This window comes from Paenibacillus lupini, assembly GCF_011761355.1.
Classification (GTDB): domain Bacteria; phylum Bacillota; class Bacilli; order Paenibacillales; family Paenibacillaceae; genus Pristimantibacillus; species Pristimantibacillus lupini.
This window is the reverse complement of sequence record NZ_JAASRW010000011.1, coordinates 62024-80258: the sequence shown is the minus strand read 5'-3', so window position 1 is coordinate 80258 and position 18235 is coordinate 62024. Positions and strand designations below refer to the sequence as shown.

Sequence of the window (18235 nt, the reverse complement as noted above, 5' to 3'; positions counted from 1 at the left end):
TCTATTGTTCTTCCATATTTAAAGGCAGAATAATCTCAATCGTTGTTCCTTCGTCAGGAACACTCGATATGTTCATTAGCCCGTGATGAGCTTCAATAATCCGGGAGCTGATCATGAGGCCAAGCCCTGTTCCCTTTTCCTTGGTCGTAATAAAGGGTTGACCAATCTGGCGGATAATCGTATCCGGAATCCCCATTCCCTCATCACGAATCGTAAGCCGCACCTTCTCTTGATCCGGTTCCATAGCTACTGAAATCGTAATTTGTCCTCCCAACGGCATCGCTTCAATCGCATTTTTAATAATATTAATAAAGACCTGCTTTAACTGGTTCTCATCGCAATAGATGGACGGAATACAGTTCTCGAACTCCGTACGGATCGATACATTCATCAGTATTGCCTGCGTCTCGAGAATCGAAATCACCGCATGCAGAATATGATCCAGCCTTCGTGTACTAAATTTGGAGAAATGCGGCTTCGCAAGGGTCATAAATTCATTGACGATAAAATTAATCCGGTCAAGCTCGTTGGTCATAATGTCATAGTAGAACGAGTTCCCCTCTGCTTTCGATTTGAGCAGCTGGGTAAAGCCTTTGAGTGCGGTTAACGGATTACGAATTTCATGAGCAACTCCCGCCGCCAGCTGTCCAATAACCGACAGCTTCTCGGAACGGACAAGCATCTCCTCTGAACGTTTGCGGTCCGTCAAATCCCGAATCACGGTCAAGATGACCATTTTGCCCCGGTAATTATGGATCCGGATGCTCGACATCTCGACATCAATGGACTGTCCATCCTTACATAGCAATTTATTCTCAATAAAAATCGTCGGATCATCGGTATGTATCACTTTGTTCAAGACATCCATAAGGTCGCGGCTGTATGCCGGGTCTACATAATCAAGAATGGGTCTTCCAACCATCTCGGTATCATCTACTGCGCCAATCAGCTTCACTGCTAATTTGTTTGCATAGACAATCTCACCATTGTCGATCAAGACAATCGGCTCAGGAAGGAACTTGATAATCCGTTGATACATATTAGCATTATCGCGAAGTGAACGCTCTCTTTGCTTCTTGACCGTAATATCCTGAACCGTGCCAAGCAGTGCCGATCTCCCTTGGAAAGAAATCAAGCAGGAGTTGCCCTCGAGGTGAACAGGAGAGCCGTCCTTCTTCACCCCAGTAATATTAAAATGATAATAGATCTGCTTTTGCTCGATTAAAGTTTTCTCTGCATCACGCACAACTTTTTCCAGCTCGCCAGGCATCATCAACTGAGCCATATCAACCTGCAGCATCTCTTCATTCGTATACCCATAAAGGGCAGACAGATAAGGATTCGCATACAGAATACGGCCATCCTGCCCGACGAATACGCCCGCAAGCGCACTGTCGGCCAAATGACTATATAAACTTTCCGCTTCGAACAAGGACGCCTCCATCTTAATGCGGTCCGAGATATCTCGTTCGATGCCAACCAATCCAATCAGCTGCCCTATTTCATCCTTTAGGGCGGTAATGGTAAGGCTAATATAGACCAATGTACCGTCCTTGCGCAGCTTAAACGTTTCCTGCTCTCTTAGGGAATCCCCTTGTTTCACCTTCTCGATCATTATTCTTCTTTCTTCCAGAAGATGTACCGGTGTAAAACAACAGGGCTTTCCTATTAGCTCTTCTCTAGACCAACCGTGGAGCGCCTCGAATCCGGGATTTACGTCTAGAACGTTCTCATCCAAATCTATCACGACAATCCCGTCCGGGATATTTTTCCATATGGATTCCATAAAGGAATGCTTCATTATATGACCATGCTTGTCCATTCGAATATTTTCCACCTTTTCGAAGTCAAAGTGATCGCTTTTCAAACTATTCCACATCACGTCGTAATCCCCTGCTAAATAGTACGTTGAATTTACATTAATTTTGGGTTTATAGACCATTCATGTATAATGTGGCTATTATTCAGTCAGCTGAGGAGAGCTTTGAGCACAATGGCAAACCGGAGAAGATGGAACATCGGCGTTCTTCTATTACTAATTATATTTGGATATGTACTCGTACAATTCTACTTGTCTACTGAAAGGATCAGAGGACTTGTAACCCCGCTTGAGGCAAGCGAAGTGGATCACACGAAGCTTCAGATTGCCCTTATTTCACAAGAGCTGGACAATCCGTTCTGGCGATCCGTCGAGCAAGGTGCTTTGGAAGCAGCTACGAAGTTTGAGATGGAACTGCAATATATGGGGCCTTTTCGCATTAATGCAGTAGAGCAGATGAAGCTATTGGAGAAAGCAATCGCCTCTAAGATGGATGCAATTATCCTCCAAGGCATCGGCTCAGAGCAGGATAAGCTGTTAATTGAAAAAGCAAATACGCTTGGCATTCCCGTCATTACAGTAGATACCGATGAGCCAGGCAGTAAGCGACTTGCGTACGTTGGCACGAATAATACCTATGCCGGTCAAGAGATGGGCCGTCTCCTTGCAGGAGGTCAGGACAATCCCAGCGGGGTGATTGGCGTCTTGATCGGAAGCCAGGAAGCTGCCAATCAGCGGCTCCGTCTAGAAGGATTCAAGTCGGTCATCAAAGCCTACCCAGGGCTGTCAATTGCCGATGTGCGCTCATCGAATATTTCACGTCTTCAAGCTGCACAGCAAGCCGAGCAAATGTTGAAGGAGCATCCAGAGATTACTTATATGGCAGGCTTCAGTTCTCTTGATGGAATCGGCATGGCAGAAGCTGTCGCCAGGATAAAACCCGCAGGCGTGGAGATTTATGCTTTTGATGACTTGGAGGATACGCTCACCGCTATACACAATAAGCAGATCAAGTCCTCCATTGTACAGCAGCCTTCTCAAATGGGCTATGAAGCCATGTCTCTCTTAAATGATTATTTCCATGGACATACCGTAACTCCTGAGCAGTACACTCCTATTTCCGTCATTACAGGTAAGGAGATGACTGCCCCATGACACTGCGCAAAAAGCTGCTGCTCTTTATTCCGCTGCTAGTCCTGCTTACAAACGGCGTTACTTTCTTCCTATTCGAAAGCACCAAAACCGTACAGCACAGTTATAACACGATGATGGACCGTATGCTGCTATATACCCAGTCAACGCAAACCGCCGATGATAATGTCCGGGCTTTGTATACCTATTTGTTGAATCCCGAAGAAAGCAGCCAATTGGCACTTCAGCAGCAGCAGGCTGCTCTTGCTCAAATCCAGTCGAGGCTGGCAAGTCAGCAAACCGAAACAGTTATAACAGGTGTGCTGCAAGGATATATTCATATGCTAGAAACGCTTGAGGAGCAAGAGCAGGCAGCACAGTATAAAGCTGATACCAGTAAGTCTGAAGCACTAGCCGAATCACTGACTCATTACGAGGATGCGGAGCAGACAAGCTCTTTTATTAGGGAGGAAGAACGTCGTCTTATTGATCTTGAACTTAGTGCTTATGAGCCGGTATACCGGAGCATTCAATTGGAAATCGTACGAATGGACTGGCTTGGACCTGCTGTGTTTATTATTAATACTCTGCTCAGCATAGTGCTTGCGTTATGGATTTCCAGAAGTATTACTGAGCCTGTAGACCGTCTCGTGCTTACAGCGCAGCATCTGTCCAAGGGGCATCTGGATGCGGATTACCTTCCTGAGCAAACAGGCGATGAACTTGGGATCTTATCTGAAGCCTTCCACCATATGATCAATGACCTGAAAGTGGCTGTCAGCCGAGATAAAGATCGTCTGGAATCTGAGCGTCTTGTCAAAGAGCTTGAGCTTCAGGCTTTGCAAAGTCAAATAAATCCGCATTTTTTATTTAATACCCTTAATGTACTGTCCAAGCTGGCGCTGCTTGAAGGAGCAGATCAGACTAGTGATCTAATTGTATCCATGTCCAAGCTGATTCGTTATAATCTGAGCCAGCTTGATCGTCCCGTTACTCTAGGGGATGAGCTGCGACATGTACAGGAATATTTTACAATACAACAAGCCCGCTTCCGCAATCGGGTAGAGATTCAGCAGCAAATTGATGAGTCTGTACTAGGACTGCTGATCCCGGCTCTAACGATTCAGCCGCTTGTCGAGAATGCCTTTGTTCATGGTGTTGAACGGATGGAATCGGGCGGAGTGATAAAGCTGGTTATGGAACAAGGAGATGAAGGTGTTCGAGTTAGGATAACCGATAATGGAATGGGGATGAGCGCCGCAGAGCGTGATGCTCTGCTTGCCCTTCATGAGCCGCCCGTTCCCGCACCTGCGAAGAAAAACTCCATGGGTTTTGGCACACGAAATGTCATTAAGCGGCTGCGGTTATTTTATAGCAGTCAAGATATTGTCTATATAGAAAGCGAACCAGGACGAGGAACATCCTTTATTCTCCTCCTGCCGGCAGCAGACAACCTAGAGCAGAAAGGAGAGAATGTCTAGATGTATCGTCTATTGATCGCCGATGATGAAGCGCTTGAACGAGAAGGGCTCGAGCATCTGATACACAGAATGCTGCCAGACATGTTCCAAGTCGCCCATGCTGATAATGGCCGAAGAGCGATTGAACAAGCAGAAGAGTTTCGGCCGCATATCGTCATGATGGATATTAATATGCCCGGAATCCAAGGTCTGCAGGCCATTCGAGAAATGAAATCTATGCTGCCCGATGCCAAATTTATATTGGTGACGGCCTATGATTTTTTTGCCTATGCCAAAGAAGCGGTCTCACTTGGGGTGAAGGAGTACATCGTAAAACCTGCAGGACGGGATCAAATCTCCTCTACCTTAACCCAGCTCATTGAAGAACTGGAACGCGAAAAAGGTAAGCGTATCGAGGAGCTTCAGCTAAAGGATAAAGTATCGCAGCTGCTTCCGTTAGTGGAAAATGAACTATCCCTCTTGTTTATGGTTGATCAAGTGATGAACGCAGATGAAGAGAACTTATCCGATTGGCTGGACTTCCCGTTAGACGAGGGCTGTGCGGTTGTGGTCGCCTTTCCTAGGCAGATTTACACCCTGGATAAGAAAAAGTTGTACGAGACATTCCGCAGCTATGCGAAGACTTATGGAATCACCTGTATTGTCAGTTCGTTAATCGACTTACATATGGCTGTTTTCATCCGAAATCATACGCAGGAATCGAGCCTTGTCTGGAAACAAAGCATTAAGCAGTTTGGTGAGAAACTCAGCGGTCTGGCCGAACGGCAATTCCAGCTGACCATTACCGTTGGCATCGGATCTATGCAGACAGGAGCTGATGGCTGGCGCAAATCATACTTCGAAGCCGTATTTGCTTCAGACGATGATAGACATTCAGGTAAGGTCATTGATTTCGAGGAGGTTCTGAAGGAGGGTTCTTCACCAGTTAACGATGGGTCTCTTCGCGCCCCCGCTCCTGAGGACAACTCGGATGATCATCGATCGTATGTGATCTCTGCCCTTCAGCGGATTCGGGAGCAGCGTGAGCAGCAAACGATTAATGTGATCGATAAAGCCAAACAATATATCGAGCAGCATTTTACCGAGGAGCTGTCACTTGAGGATACCGCCGAATATGTTCACCTCAACCCTCATTATTTCAGTAAGGTGTTCAAGCAGCAGGTCGGGGCAACGTTTATTGATTATTTGACCGGACTACGAATTGATAAGGCTAAGCAGTTGATTGTATCGGCCGACGAACTTGCCTTAAAAGAAGTATGCTTCGAGGTTGGTTATAAAGACCCGAATTATTTCAGCAGAGTGTTCAAGCGCGTGACTGGAGTCACTCCAACGGAATACCGCAGTCAAGCAAAAGGATAAGGATATACAGGGAGTTCATGCCAATGGTGCATGGACTTTTTTGTTGGGCAAACTAATAAAATGCTACTCGTTTGAGGTTACTCGTTTCTTGGCTGAGATGCCGCCTCTTCGATGCTGAAACATCACAAATAAGTGCTGTCGAATGCCCCCTAAAGCTTGGAGGTCCGGTGTTATAATGAGGTTCGTTCATAAATAATATAACAGCCATTTATTCAAATCGTCTTGGAAGGGGAATAAATAAAGTGAGCAACCTAAACACTAACCTCTCTGCAAATGCCGGCGGCAAAAGCATGAAGTTTGTTACGCTCGTTTCGATGATTGCCGCTCTCGGCGGATTATTATTTGGCTTCGATACCGCAGTTGTGTCGGGGGCAATTGGATTTATGCAAGACCGTTTCGACTTGAATGAGGTCGCAGTCGGTTGGGCCGTTTCCTCACTTATTATCGGTTGTATCGTTGGCGCTGGCTTCTCTGGCGTACTAAGTGACCGCTTCGGACGTAAAAAAGTACTTATCGTCGCAGCTGCCCTATTCGTTATCGGTTCGATCGGCTCTGCGATTCCGGATACGTTCTCGATGTATATTATCGCTCGTATGATCGGCGGTCTTGGTATCGGGATCACGTCTACCCTTTGTCCGCTGTACAATGCTGAGATTGCACCTGCAAAATACCGTGGTCGTCTCGTTGCCTTAAACCAATTCGCTACCGTAACGGGTATCTTCCTTGTGTACTTCGTAAACTCCGGTATTGCCGGCTATGGCGATGATGCTTGGGATATTGCGAATGCATGGCGCTGGATGTTTGGTGTTGGCGTTATTCCAGGCGTTATCTTCTTCGTCCTGTTGTTCCTTGTACCTGAGAGCCCAAGATGGCTGATCAAACAAGGGAAATCGGAACAAGCATTAAACATCCTGCTTCGAATTCATGGCGAAGCTGACGCGAAGCAAGAAGTGCTTGATATTAAAGCATCCTTCGCAGAAGAAAAAGGCAGCAGGTTCAAAGATATTTTCCGCCCGGGTGTTCGCTTGGCACTGATCGTTGGTGTTGTACTTGCTGTTCTTCAACAAGTTACAGGTATCAATGCGGTTATGTATTACGCACCTGAAATTTTCAAATCGATGGGCTCTGGTACAGATTCGTCTCTTGTCCAAACGATTCTTATTGGTCTCGTTAACTTCCTGTTCACAATCCTCGCGATTTGGTTGATTGATAAAGTTGGCCGTAAAGTATTGCTGCTGGTTGGTTCGTCTGTGATGACCATCTGTCTGGCGGTTATCGGTATTGCGTTCCATACTGGTCATACAACAGGCTCGCTTGTTCTGATCTTCATTCTGATCTATGTTGCGGCGTTTGCTGTATCACTTGGACCAGTTGTATGGGTTGTATTGAGTGAGATCTTCCCTAACCGTGTCCGCGGTAAGGCAACAGCAATCGCGTCCATGGCGCTGTGGATTGCCGACTATGTCGTATCGCAATCGTTCCCACCAATGCTGGATTCCGCAGGTCCTGCAATCACGTTCTGGATCTTTGGCGCGATGTCGCTCGTTACGTTCTTGTTTACGATGCGTGTTGTTCCGGAGACCAAAGGTAAGTCTCTTGAGGAAATCGAAGCGTCCTGGAACGGGAAGTAAAAGAAATAAAAGGGGCATCCGGTTCGGACGGGGTATCTCCTTCGGTCGCTGTTGCCTGCACATTGCTTGAACAATATTCAAAGGTTGCAATGTGTAGGCAAAGGCGAGCGCTTCGCTCCTCAAGAGATACCCCTTTCCTCAACACGATTACCTTTTTAAATATATAAGTTAAAAAGCAGGGCGGATGATTTCCGCCCTGCTTTTATTTTATACAAAACATGGGAGAGCAGCTCTCTACCGCAAATCTTCGTCAATTAGCAATTAGGCCGGTTTACTTCTCATGATCTGTAATCTAACGAATCACCATACGCTTATTATGCCGATCCTGACTGATTTCATTGTCTAACGAATCGTGATATCGCTATTACACCTTATTAGCTGAAGAAGCAGGCTTTTTTTGAGAAATAGCATGATTACAATTCGTTAGAAATCCATAATGCCTCGTTTGAGCCAAATAAGCGTTCTACGATTCGTTAGAATAATCATCCGTCTGTAGATTCAGCCCACTTCATAAATTGCTCCTCGGCTTCTTCATTTGATTTTACATTACAAATGAAGACACCTCTAAAGCCCTCCACATTTGGGTCTACATAAAATAAATCCATCGTACCGTCCACTCTCTCCCAGGCAATGCCTTCTTTATCACGGTCCCAATCACCGACATGAAGATGTTTTCCGGTATAATAAATGTCCTCTCCTGAGAAAAAAACGACCAACGGCGCCAATGGATTGCCGATGGACACCTGTAACTCTTGCGATATTCTTTCGGCAGCTTCCACCATTGATAACTGAGCCACCGAGATTTTCGTGTCTGGATTTAATTCAAAGTGAGCTCTCAAGTAATCAGCTATACCATCACTGTACTGCTCTTTATCGCCTTGCATGAGGAGCTCAAAGCTGTTCTCAATAACACGGGCTTCAATATCAGGTACCGGTTGATTCTGCCAAGAGGCAAATTGCTTCAGCCTGTTAATGGTGCCTTCCACAGTTGCAGGATTCGTAAATAGCAGAATTTGCGGATGCGTTATTTTACAGAGGTGGCTGAAAAAGGGCTCGTCTATTTTTATGATAGGGATAGAAGTCTCAAGGTGTTCCTCTTCGAGGAGCGCGATATAATTTGTGCACGTAATTAGAATTGCATCTACACCAGACTTAGCCATCCATTCGATCTGTTCAATGACTTTATGCTTGGCTTTCTCCAGATCAAAGTCCTTATCATTTGTTATCCTGTTCATTAGACCAGGATCAACAAAGTGAATCAGCTCAACCTTTGCGCCAACAGCCTGCTCGATATATGCAATGTTGGAATGATGCGCGTGCAAACAGCCTATCTTCATCTCGTTCACCTTCCCGCTTCATCTATGACTTAGAAATTATCATACATGATATCAACGCTCCAATAACAATAAAAAGGCACCCTCAATCGAGTGCCCTTATCTATTAAGCGCGAATATCCGCTGCTTTCATCTCCCAAACTTGCATATTGGAGACAATCACTTCACCGCTGCTCGAACGCAGCTCAATGCCATTGCTGTCTTCCAAGGAAGGATAAACTCTAGCCGTGAGGCAGGTTTCGTCATTCACAAACACTTCAATAATCGACTGATCTGCGAAGATTCGCAGCTTGATAAGTTCGGCACCATCTGCAGACGGCAGTTCCCCTTTTACCGGGGACTTATGTACGTTAGGGTATAGACTGGAATGGGTGCGGTCGATCGTGATTGCATTCGATGCCGCATCCAGATGGATATCCGTATGCTCTTGGCCACATGCCGAGGCGAAAATGGATAGAGTCAAGGTGTTGTTTTCCAGCGTACGTGGATCGATCTCAAGTAAGCACTCAAAGGATGTGGAGTGTAATCCTGTGCTTAGCTGACCGACACGAATATCATTAAAGCTGCTGTTCTCGCCTCTCAGCTCCGCAAGCTCTGGAACAGGCACCATAGAGAGAACACCATTTGGCTTCAGATCAACAATACGTGGCAGCGCCAATGCTCCAGCCCAATTCAATTCAGCAGGGAAGTCTTCACCTCGATTACCTTCCGGCACCCATCCCAGCAGAACACGGCGCCCTTGCTCATCAACAAATCCGGTAGAGGCATAAAAGCCGTCCCAGCCGCCATGGTCAACTGTGCCATGCTTCTGAATATCCGTTAGACGATCACCGCTAATCTTCCCGGAAATATATCGTACCTGACTGCTTGGAGAATAGAACAACACCACTCTGTCATCAAAACGGAATAGATGCGGACATTCCCAAATCCCTTCATCCCCTTGATGCAGTAATCCCTTGAAGCTCCAGTTCTCCAATTCGTCAGAATGATAGATCATAGCACAGCCCTTCTCCTCAAAGGTGCCGCCGAGAATCATACGCCATCCATCCTGCTCCTTCCAGACGTATGGATCTCTCCAATCCTTAATTTGAAGCCCCCCGTGCAGATCCGAGGTAAGAACTGGATTTATGTCTGGCTTATGCCAAGTCCGCATATCCGTCCCCTTGGCCATCCACTGCTCGGCACCATGAGTCGGATTTCTATCACCTTCACCAATACTCGTATAGAACAATGCCACCTCATCACCATTTACAACAGCGCAGCCGGAGAAACAATGAGATTCTCCAAGCTCGTAGGAAGGGGCTAGTGCAGGCGATAGATGAGTCCAGTTCACCAGATCAAGACTTACTGCATGCCCCCAGTGAATGTCTCCCCACTCCGGTTTCGAAGGATTATGTTGGTAAAACAAATGATACTCGCCGTTCAACTGAAAAGGGCCATTCGGGTCATTCATCCAATTATGTGGTGCCGTAAAATGATACCTTGGTCTGTAACGATCCATGTTCATCTCTCCTGTCTGGATTGACTATCCACTTCGTATGTTGCTGAAACATTTCGTTTACATACCCAATATATACGACATATTAAATATGTCAATAATAATCTACTCTACATTATTTACCTAACCATGTTGCTCTTGTATAACCGATTCTCAGTCCCGCTCTTTCCATATTATTTTGGCTTGTGGAAGCATAAGCGGCCTGTCCAACAATCAGCTCGCAGCCTGCAAGTGCAGCTTCATAAATTCGCTGATTCAGAAAAGCCGACTGTAAGCCGCGCCTTCTAAATTCCGGGATTGTAGCCGCAAAGGTGAGGGAAGCTATATTGTTATTGATGTACATGACAGCAACACCGGCGGGCTGATCATCCACGTACCCAATGAAGAAGCGCCATCCAGGGCGGTTAAACAATACTCGATTGTTGTCAGCTACATGACCTGCCCCATCCACGTTTAGTCCGGTGCCCAGACAATGTAGTCTTCCGTAAAGCTCGAACTCATCCTCATTTAATTCACGAACCGTAATCCCATCTGGATTGGATGGCTTGTCCACACTTGGAATACCATAAAGGGTTGTATGAAAACCAGCTTGATGAAAACCATGACCAGCTAAACAGTTGAATAAATCTCCATTTGCCTTGCTTGGAATAATCTCCACTTGAAACGGTCGGCTGCGCTCACGGTAGAATTGGATCATCTCATCGATGAGGTCAATCTCCCCTGCACCAATTCCTTTTACTGTATTAAAACTGCCCCATGGCATTTCTTTCACATAATAAGCTGTTGCTTCGCCAAATGGCTGGACAAGAGCCCCCATTGGATTTCCTTCCCGCTCCTTAATGGCAAGCACCCTAGAGGTCATATAGTCAATCTCAGACTGCTCCAAACGTTCAGCCAGTTCTTTCGTTACGACAGGAAAATGCAATACATTCACTCCCTCATCCATTATCGATGTTAAAGAATACATTCTTCACGCATCCAGTTATCCCCTGTTTATTACATAAAACGGCCGTGCAGAGTGAATGACATCTGCACGGCCGTTATTGTTTTTACTGCCAAGGTAAGGGGTATCTCCTGGAGGAGCGAAGCGCTCGCCTTTGCCATTGTGAAATTACATATAAAATTAATTCAGTTTTCCCAATGGCAACCGCGACCGTAAGGAGATACCCCGTCCACGGAGATGCCACGAAACCTTAAGGTTTTATAGCGTCGTAATACTTCGTTTGCATTTCATTTGCTGCAGCGTCGAGCTGGCCTTGAAGGTCGGTACCCTTTTTCGAGAATACTTCTTGGAGAACGTTCGTCATAGAACCGTAGTATTCTTGCGTGTTGTATTGAGCTTCAGGTTTGCCGTCCAGAAGAGCATTGGATTCTGCGTTGTATTTGTATACGTTATCGTATTTGTCGAAGATCGCTTGTGCACGTTTGCCATACTCCGATTCTGGGCTGAAGTAATTAATGTGCGGCGGGATAAAGAATTTGCCTTCAGTTTGACGCGCTTGAATGTCTTTTTCAAGCGATGCCAGGTAATCGTCAGTGAAATAGTCGAATGTGATGTAACGGAATGCCATTTCTTGCTCATCTTTTGTTGCGTTCGGGTTGATGACCAGGTAGTCGCCGCCGAGTACACCTGTATGTTTGCCGCCTTTTTCAGCAGCAGGCATTGGGTACGTCAGAACGTCTTCAATTTTCATGCCGCCTTGGTTAAGAGCTTGCTCAAGTACGCCTTCAGCACCAGCGATAACCATTGCTGTACGTCCTTGACCAAATGCGCCTACTGCATCACCCCAGCCAAGTGCCCAGTCTTTCGGAATCACATCTGCATCCCATCTCAGCTTGTTATAGAAATCAAGTGCTTTCGCGCCTGCAGCAGAGTTGAATGCTGAAGTTACTTTGCCATCAGCGATCGTTTGGATCTCGCCGCCAGCTTCGAACAAGAAGTTAGTCCAGTTCCAACCAGCTTCATTACCTTTACCCATTGGAGCGATACCAGCGATGCCTTTTTTCGAATCGGCTACGCCTTTCGCCGTGTTCAGCATATCGTCCCAAGTCCAGTCGTACGAAGGAACTGCTACGCCTTTATCATCGAGCATTTTTTTGTTCAAGACAGTTGTTGTTACATAACCTTTTTGAGCCACACCGTATACTTTTCCATCAATGATGAATTGGTTTTGGAGTACCGGGTTGATTTGATCTTTGAACTCGTAGCTGTTGTACAGATCTGTAATATCAGCTGCCCAGCCTTTTTCTACGAGGAATTTCGCTTCTGTTGCATAGGTGTTGAAGAACGTTGGCGCTTCGTTCGCTGCCATTTTGATACCAATCTCATTTGGTGCATAATGCCAGTCGCTCTTCACGATCTCAACGTTAGGATATACTTTGTTGAAACGAGCGATCTTGTCATCTTCAAGCTTACGGTTTTCCACTTGGTCAGGAAGCGGATAATAAATGCTGATCTTAACTTTCTTTTGTGTAATATCTTCTGTAGCCGCAGGTGTATCTGTTGCTGTATTTGTGCTAGCGCTCGCATTACTCTCCGCAGGCTTCTGGTTGCTGTTGTTCGAGCCGTTATTATTGTTGCTGCCGCAAGCAGCAAGCATCGAACAAAGTAAAACAACACTTGCTCCCATAACAAAATTCTTTCTCATTGAAACTCCCCTTCTCGAGTTAATTTATTTGCTGCTCCCTCATCATAGTTGAGAGTCGAGGGAGCCTGCGAGGTGTATTCCTATTCCGATCATGTGCACTATTACGATTTGAATACTATCCTTTCACGCCACCAAGATGAAGTCCCCGCATGATATACTTCTGAAAAACAAGGAACACAACAATTGGCGGGATCATTACCATCGTTAATATGGCGAACCGAATATTAAGCGCTAATCCTTTGGCATTTATGACATATTTGTAGATCGCTGTGGCCAGCGGATAGTGACTGTCATTGTGCATAATGAGCGATGGCCAGAACCAATCATTCCAGGATGATGAGAAAATAAAGATAGCGAGCGTTGAGAAAATCGGTACGGAAAGCGGTAACGCGATTTGAATGAAACTTCTCCAGTCCGATGCACCGTCTATACGTGCTGCTTCGAATATTTCATAGTGAATATCATCAAAGAAGTTTTTGAGCAGCAGCAGGAAGAAGGCATTGGCACCCGCCGGCAGCCAGAAAGCGGCAAACGAGTTCATGAGGCCTAGATCCTTCAGGTTCACAAAGTTTGGAATGATATAAGTCGTTGGCGGAATAAATAAAGTCATCATGAAGAAGAAATAAATCCCTCTTCGGTAAGGCACATTGAGCTTAGACAAACTGAACGAAGCAAGTCCAAGTACAACAACCGTAATGACCAGATTCCCACCAAAAATATAAATTGTATTTCTTAAAAACTCGGGCAGATCAATAAAGTTCCATCCCTTATCAAAGTTATCGAAATGCCATACATTTGGCAGAAACTTTGGTGGGAAGGAGTTGACTTCCACATTGGTTTTTAGCCCGTTAAATAATGTCGTAAGAATCGGATAGATCATAGAGCAAGACATAATAATGAGCACGAGCACCATGATCGAATAACCTGCTAGAATAGGCTTCTTCTTAAGGTCAAACGAAGAGAGAATACCTCTTTCCACCTGTTTCATCGAACATCTCCCTCCTTGCCTTGAAGCCTATATTGAATGATAGCGAGTAAGCCAAGCACGATAAACATAAGGACGCCAAGTGCTGATGCAACCCCGTAATTTTGCTGGTTAAATGCATATTTCACAATGAGCAGCGCATATGTCAAAGTCGTATTATTAGGGCCACCGTCAAGCATCGCGAGCTGTGATTGATAGCCTTGCGAGGTGCCGATCAGCTGCAGAATAAGCAGCAAGATAAGCAGTCCCTTAATGGAAGGCAAAGTAATGTAACTGATCCGGTTCCAAACCCCCGCCCCATCAATCTCCGCCGCTTCATACCAGTCTCGCGGAATACTGAGGACAGCCGCTAAGTAAATCAACATAGCTGAACCAAATTGCTGCCAGGATTCCATAATAACAAGTGAAATCATCGACCAGCTTTTATCCGTCATGAAGGCAATCGGCTCATTGCCAAACCACCCTGTAATAACACCGTTAATCGGCCCAACCGGATCGTAGAACCAACGCCATAATCCGTACAGGACAACAACCGGAATAATATTCGGCAAATAAGCAGCCACACGGACAACACCTTGAAAGCGGCGAATTTCCGAGATCGCAATGGCGAATATGATCGGAATCCAGAAGCCAATAACCAGACATAGGAACATATAATAAACGGTGTTCTTCACAGCCGTCCATGCATCCTCATCGTGAAGCGCCACTTTGTAGTTATCAAACCCTACGAAGCTGTTCCCTTTAACAAAGTCAATGTGGTAGAAGCTGTACACGAATCCTTTGATGATCGGGACCCATAGAAACAAAATAAAAATGATGAAAGCCGGAAGCAGGAATAATAGTCCCCAAAAATGCTTCCTTAAAAATACGGCAAATCGGCCTTTACGCTCGAGAGGCGCGTTTGCGGCAGCGTGCTGCTCCATTATGTCTCCCTCTTTTCTTTAACAATCCTCATATCTTATTGTAAAAAAAGGGCCCCCTCGAGGTAATGTGCATATCCAAGGCAATGATGAGTAATTCTACTTCTTTAGCTCGCTTGGGCTCATGCCGTAATATTTTTTGAAAATTTTACTAAAATGTTCCGGTGATTCATAACCTACCTTCTCTGAAATCTCATAACGCCTCATATCCGTATTAAGAAGAAGCCGCTTGCTCTCTTCCATCCGCAGCTTCACCACATATTCCCACAAGTTATAGCCGGTCTCTTTCTTGAAGAGGTAGCTCAAATAATTGGGACTGACATGATTGTTCTGAGCAACCTCATGGAGGGTTAAACCCTTTTGCGTATAATTGGCGTTAATGTACTCCATCGCTTTCTCGACGATTAAGCTGGTTTGGGCTGTGAACTCTTCTTCCGTCGGACGCTGCGAATATTGATTCCAGTTGAAATCCCCGTAATAGAACACATAATGGTCCTTATGCCGTTCGTTACAGCTAAGCGCTTTGATCACCTGGTCATGAAGAACATCAATAAACTCGATGCCTTTCAGAATCTGGCTGATCCCAATGACACTCGTCACACCTAAATATTTCTGAATGTTAAAATGAAGGCTGCGTCCAATCATATCCAGCTCGTTCATAAGGCCAGATGAGGCTGTTTCCCCATATTGAGATTCATTCCATTGCAAAATAATATTGAGATCCCGCTCCGAGGCATAAAAGGCCGTTCGATTCCAATGCTCGTCGAACAGCTCATTGACGATATTAAGCGCCGCATAACGAAGCAGCTTCTCATCAGTCCTCGTCAATTGGCGGTTACGATCCGATAGATTCAGCCGGATGCGGATCATCGAGAAATAAGGGCCCTCCAGCCTGATCCCATGCTTTTCTTTCAGAATCTGGGCAATATCCTGTACTTTCTGTGAAGGGTTGTCACTCACCAGCTGGTTCAGCCATTCCACAGACTGCGGATTAAGCTCATCCATATGAAAATGCTCCTGCATACCTGCAAGCAGCTCTTCTTGTTCGGTTGGCTCGGGCTTACGCAGCTTCAGCAGCACGTTACGAACGGAATCTAGAAACTGCTCGTTGTTAAGTGGTTTGATCAAATAATCTTTTGCCCCAAGCCGGATAGCCATTTGGGCATATTGGAATGTCTCATGTGCAGAGATGATAATTGTCTGCACCCAAGGCTTAATTAATTTTGCCTGCTGCATAAGCTCAATCCCGTTCATTGAGCCCATCTGAATATCTGTAATAAGCAGATCAATATCATCGGTCCGCAGGACATCTAATGCCTCATAACCGTTATGTGCCATATGAATAGCGGAAATATCGATACCTGAAGAAGTCAGTACGCTGCTTAATCCTTTACAAATAAGTGGTTCGTCGTCTACGACCAGTATGTTATACATCACCCTGTTCCTTCCTTTCGTCAGCTGCCGGAAGCACGATCGTTACAACGGTTCCGCCGCCGTTTCTTTTCTTATATTGAATCCCATAGATATTTCCAAAATGCAGCTGAAGCCTCTGATGAATATTTTTAATGCCGTAGCCAAATGTCGGGTTAGCCGTTGGTTCATTTAATAGAGACTCAATCGCTTTATAGTCAACATCCTTAAAGCCATTATCCTCAACCCGAATAAGCAGCTTATCCCCTTCATAATCGGCTGTAATATGAATTTCGCCGTCTTCCCCCATATTTTTGACGCCATGGATCATCGCATTTTCAATTAGCGGCTGAAGAGTTACTTTCGGAATGAGATGATGCATCATCGTGTCTGGAACCGACCAGATAACCTGAAAATCATAATCATAGCGCTTCTGTTGGAGCTTCACATAAGCAGCCGCATGCTCCAGCTCTTCTGCGAGCGTAATCAATTCCCGGCCGCGGCTTAAGCTGATCTTCATCAGCTTCGACAGCTCCTTAATCATTTCTGCGGATTCAGAATTACCCTCCAGTGAGCTTTTCCAATAGATGCTTTCTAGCGTGTTATAAAGGAGATGCGGGTTAATTTGCTGATACAAAATTTGCAGCTGGCTCTCCCGCTGCTTGATCTCCATCTGATATTTGTCATGGATGAGTCCATTTAACCGGCGGGCCATATCATAAAGGGCTCCAATCAATACTCCCACCTCGTCGTTTCTGCCTTTGCCAGGCGTCTCTGGCACTCGCTTGCCAGGCTCATAACGGCGGACAAATGTAGCTAGTCTCTGCAAAGGTGTCATTAAGGAACGCCAGAAATAGAAGATGACTATACAGCCAAATAAAATGTAAGCAACTGATATCAGCTGAATAACCCGTTTCACTTCATTTTGCTGCTGAAGGAGCGACTTAATTGGAATTTTGTAGGTCAGGCGCTGCTGCAGAAGTTCATTGTCACTCGCCATGTAGATGTATTCCGAATTTATAATAGGCTTATCGAGGTTGACCGGCTGATTGCCGGAAGCGGTTGCAGGAAGTTCTACTGTAGTGCCCATCGTCTTTGGATTTGTAGAGGCTAATATATAATTCTGCTGATCTGTGAAATAGATTTCGCCTCCCGGCAGAGAGACGGATCGCATCGATTCTTCCAGCTTCTTATCCATGTTTGTTGCAATCAGTACACCTATTACACTATGACCTTGATTAACGGTATTAACGGCGCGAATATAAGCGAGTGTCCGCTTTTTGACGAGCATATCGTTATTTTCAATAATCTCCATAAAGCCTAGGCCCTTAAGCGAAACAGCCGTATCAAACCACTTCGGCTTATTCGCATCGGTGAAGAAATAGACACCGCTTTGGATCATTTGCACTTTAGGTGCGAAAAAATATTCATTATGAGGATCATAAATATACAGGCTGTAATAGACAGCCTCCCCGCCATTTAAAGCAGTTGAGTAACCAGCAAGCAAAGCGTCCATTTTCTCGTATTTTCTGACGCGTTCAATGACCGTTTCATCGTCATTTGGTACTAGCTGTTGAGCAATCGGGTTCTGGATAATCGTTGTTGTAATCTTATTGACGGTATCAATATCCCGGTCGATCAGCGTATGGTTCTGTTTGTTAAGCTCAGCATAAGCATTCGTGACATGCCTCTTTAATATTTGTTCGGCCTCCGAATTGCCATAGCTGTGCAGAATAAATATCGGGCTGACCATAAGCAGGAATAACAAGAGCAGCTGCTGCTTTACACTTAACTTGGTCATTGGATTAGAAAAGCCCGTTCTCATGATGAAACACCCCCAGCTTCCTTCCTTAAATATAGCAAATATGGTTCCATGCAGTATGGCTATTCTTATTTATTTTATAGGTATTTCCACGCACTTCATAGTTGAAAGAGTAGTAGAATCGAACGATTTCCTTCTCGAGTAAAAGGAAAATATTGACTGATGAGGGAGCGAGGAGCATAATAGCTGTGTTGTTG

The 18235-nt window shown here is 45.4% G+C and carries 12 protein-coding genes and 1 pseudogene; 4 read left to right on the top strand and 9 right to left on the bottom strand.

The window, feature by feature from the left end; genetic code table 11:
* Window position 1: 1 nt before the first annotated feature.
* The gene (locus FHS17_RS27585) at window positions 2-1879 is read right to left on the bottom strand and encodes a PAS domain-containing sensor histidine kinase (RefSeq protein WP_243865576.1); all 1878 of its coding nucleotides are present in this window, start codon (window positions 1877-1879) and stop codon (window positions 2-4) included.
* Between the two features lie 114 nt (window positions 1880-1993).
* Here FHS17_RS27585 and FHS17_RS27580 point away from each other — a divergent pair, with 114 nt between their 5' ends.
* The 4 genes from FHS17_RS27580 to FHS17_RS27565 all read left to right on the top strand — a co-directional run bounded on the left by FHS17_RS27580 (window position 1994) and on the right by FHS17_RS27565 (window position 7421).
* Window positions 1994-2974: a substrate-binding domain-containing protein gene (locus FHS17_RS27580; RefSeq protein ID WP_167282226.1), complete on the top strand. Its 981-nt coding sequence runs from the start codon at window positions 1994-1996 to the stop codon at window positions 2972-2974.
* Window positions 2971-4431: a sensor histidine kinase gene (locus FHS17_RS27575; RefSeq protein WP_167282224.1), complete on the top strand. Its 1461-nt coding sequence runs from the start codon at window positions 2971-2973 to the stop codon at window positions 4429-4431. The genes FHS17_RS27580 and FHS17_RS27575 overlap by 4 nt, the downstream gene beginning before the upstream one ends.
* Complete coding sequence (locus tag FHS17_RS27570) at window positions 4432-5790, top strand: AraC family transcriptional regulator (protein ID WP_167282222.1); 1359 nt, start codon at window positions 4432-4434, stop codon at window positions 5788-5790. It begins immediately after the preceding gene.
* A gap of 290 nt (window positions 5791-6080) precedes the next feature.
* Window positions 6081-7421, top strand: a complete 1341-nt coding sequence (locus FHS17_RS27565; protein ID WP_208420605.1) for a sugar porter family MFS transporter — start codon at window positions 6081-6083, stop codon at window positions 7419-7421.
* Between the two features lie 704 nt (window positions 7422-8125).
* Here FHS17_RS27565 and FHS17_RS27560 read toward each other — a convergent pair.
* The 8 genes and pseudogenes from FHS17_RS27560 to FHS17_RS27525 form a co-directional block, all read right to left on the bottom strand.
* Window positions 8126-8758: pseudogene (locus FHS17_RS27560) on the bottom strand (hypothetical protein); the annotation flags it as partial.
* 103 nt (window positions 8759-8861) lie between these two features.
* Complete coding sequence (locus FHS17_RS27555; protein ID WP_167282220.1) at window positions 8862-10256, bottom strand: glycoside hydrolase family 32 protein; 1395 nt, start codon at window positions 10254-10256, stop codon at window positions 8862-8864.
* A 112-nt stretch (window positions 10257-10368) separates the two neighbouring features.
* Window positions 10369-11220: a GNAT family N-acetyltransferase gene (locus FHS17_RS27550; protein WP_243865570.1), complete on the bottom strand. Its 852-nt coding sequence runs from the start codon at window positions 11218-11220 to the stop codon at window positions 10369-10371.
* A gap of 226 nt (window positions 11221-11446) precedes the next feature.
* Window positions 11447-12901 carry an ABC transporter substrate-binding protein gene (locus FHS17_RS27545; protein WP_167282218.1) on the bottom strand — a complete coding sequence of 485 codons (1455 nt, stop codon included), beginning with the start codon at window positions 12899-12901 and terminating at the stop codon, window positions 11447-11449.
* A 115-nt stretch (window positions 12902-13016) separates the two neighbouring features.
* Window positions 13017-13889: a carbohydrate ABC transporter permease gene (locus FHS17_RS27540; protein ID WP_167282216.1), complete on the bottom strand. Its 873-nt coding sequence runs from the start codon at window positions 13887-13889 to the stop codon at window positions 13017-13019.
* Window positions 13886-14809 (bottom strand): carbohydrate ABC transporter permease, encoded by a 924-nt coding sequence (locus tag FHS17_RS27535; protein WP_167282214.1) that lies wholly within the window; start codon window positions 14807-14809, stop codon window positions 13886-13888. The genes FHS17_RS27540 and FHS17_RS27535 overlap by 4 nt, the downstream gene beginning before the upstream one ends.
* 96 nt (window positions 14810-14905) lie before the next feature.
* Window positions 14906-16240, bottom strand: a complete 1335-nt coding sequence (locus FHS17_RS27530) for a response regulator (RefSeq protein ID WP_167282368.1) — start codon at window positions 16238-16240, stop codon at window positions 14906-14908.
* Entirely contained in the window at window positions 16233-18041 is a 1809-nt protein-coding gene (locus FHS17_RS27525) for a cache domain-containing sensor histidine kinase (protein WP_167282212.1), read from the bottom strand. The genes FHS17_RS27530 and FHS17_RS27525 overlap by 8 nt, the downstream gene beginning before the upstream one ends.
* Window positions 18042-18235: the final 194 nt, after the last annotated feature.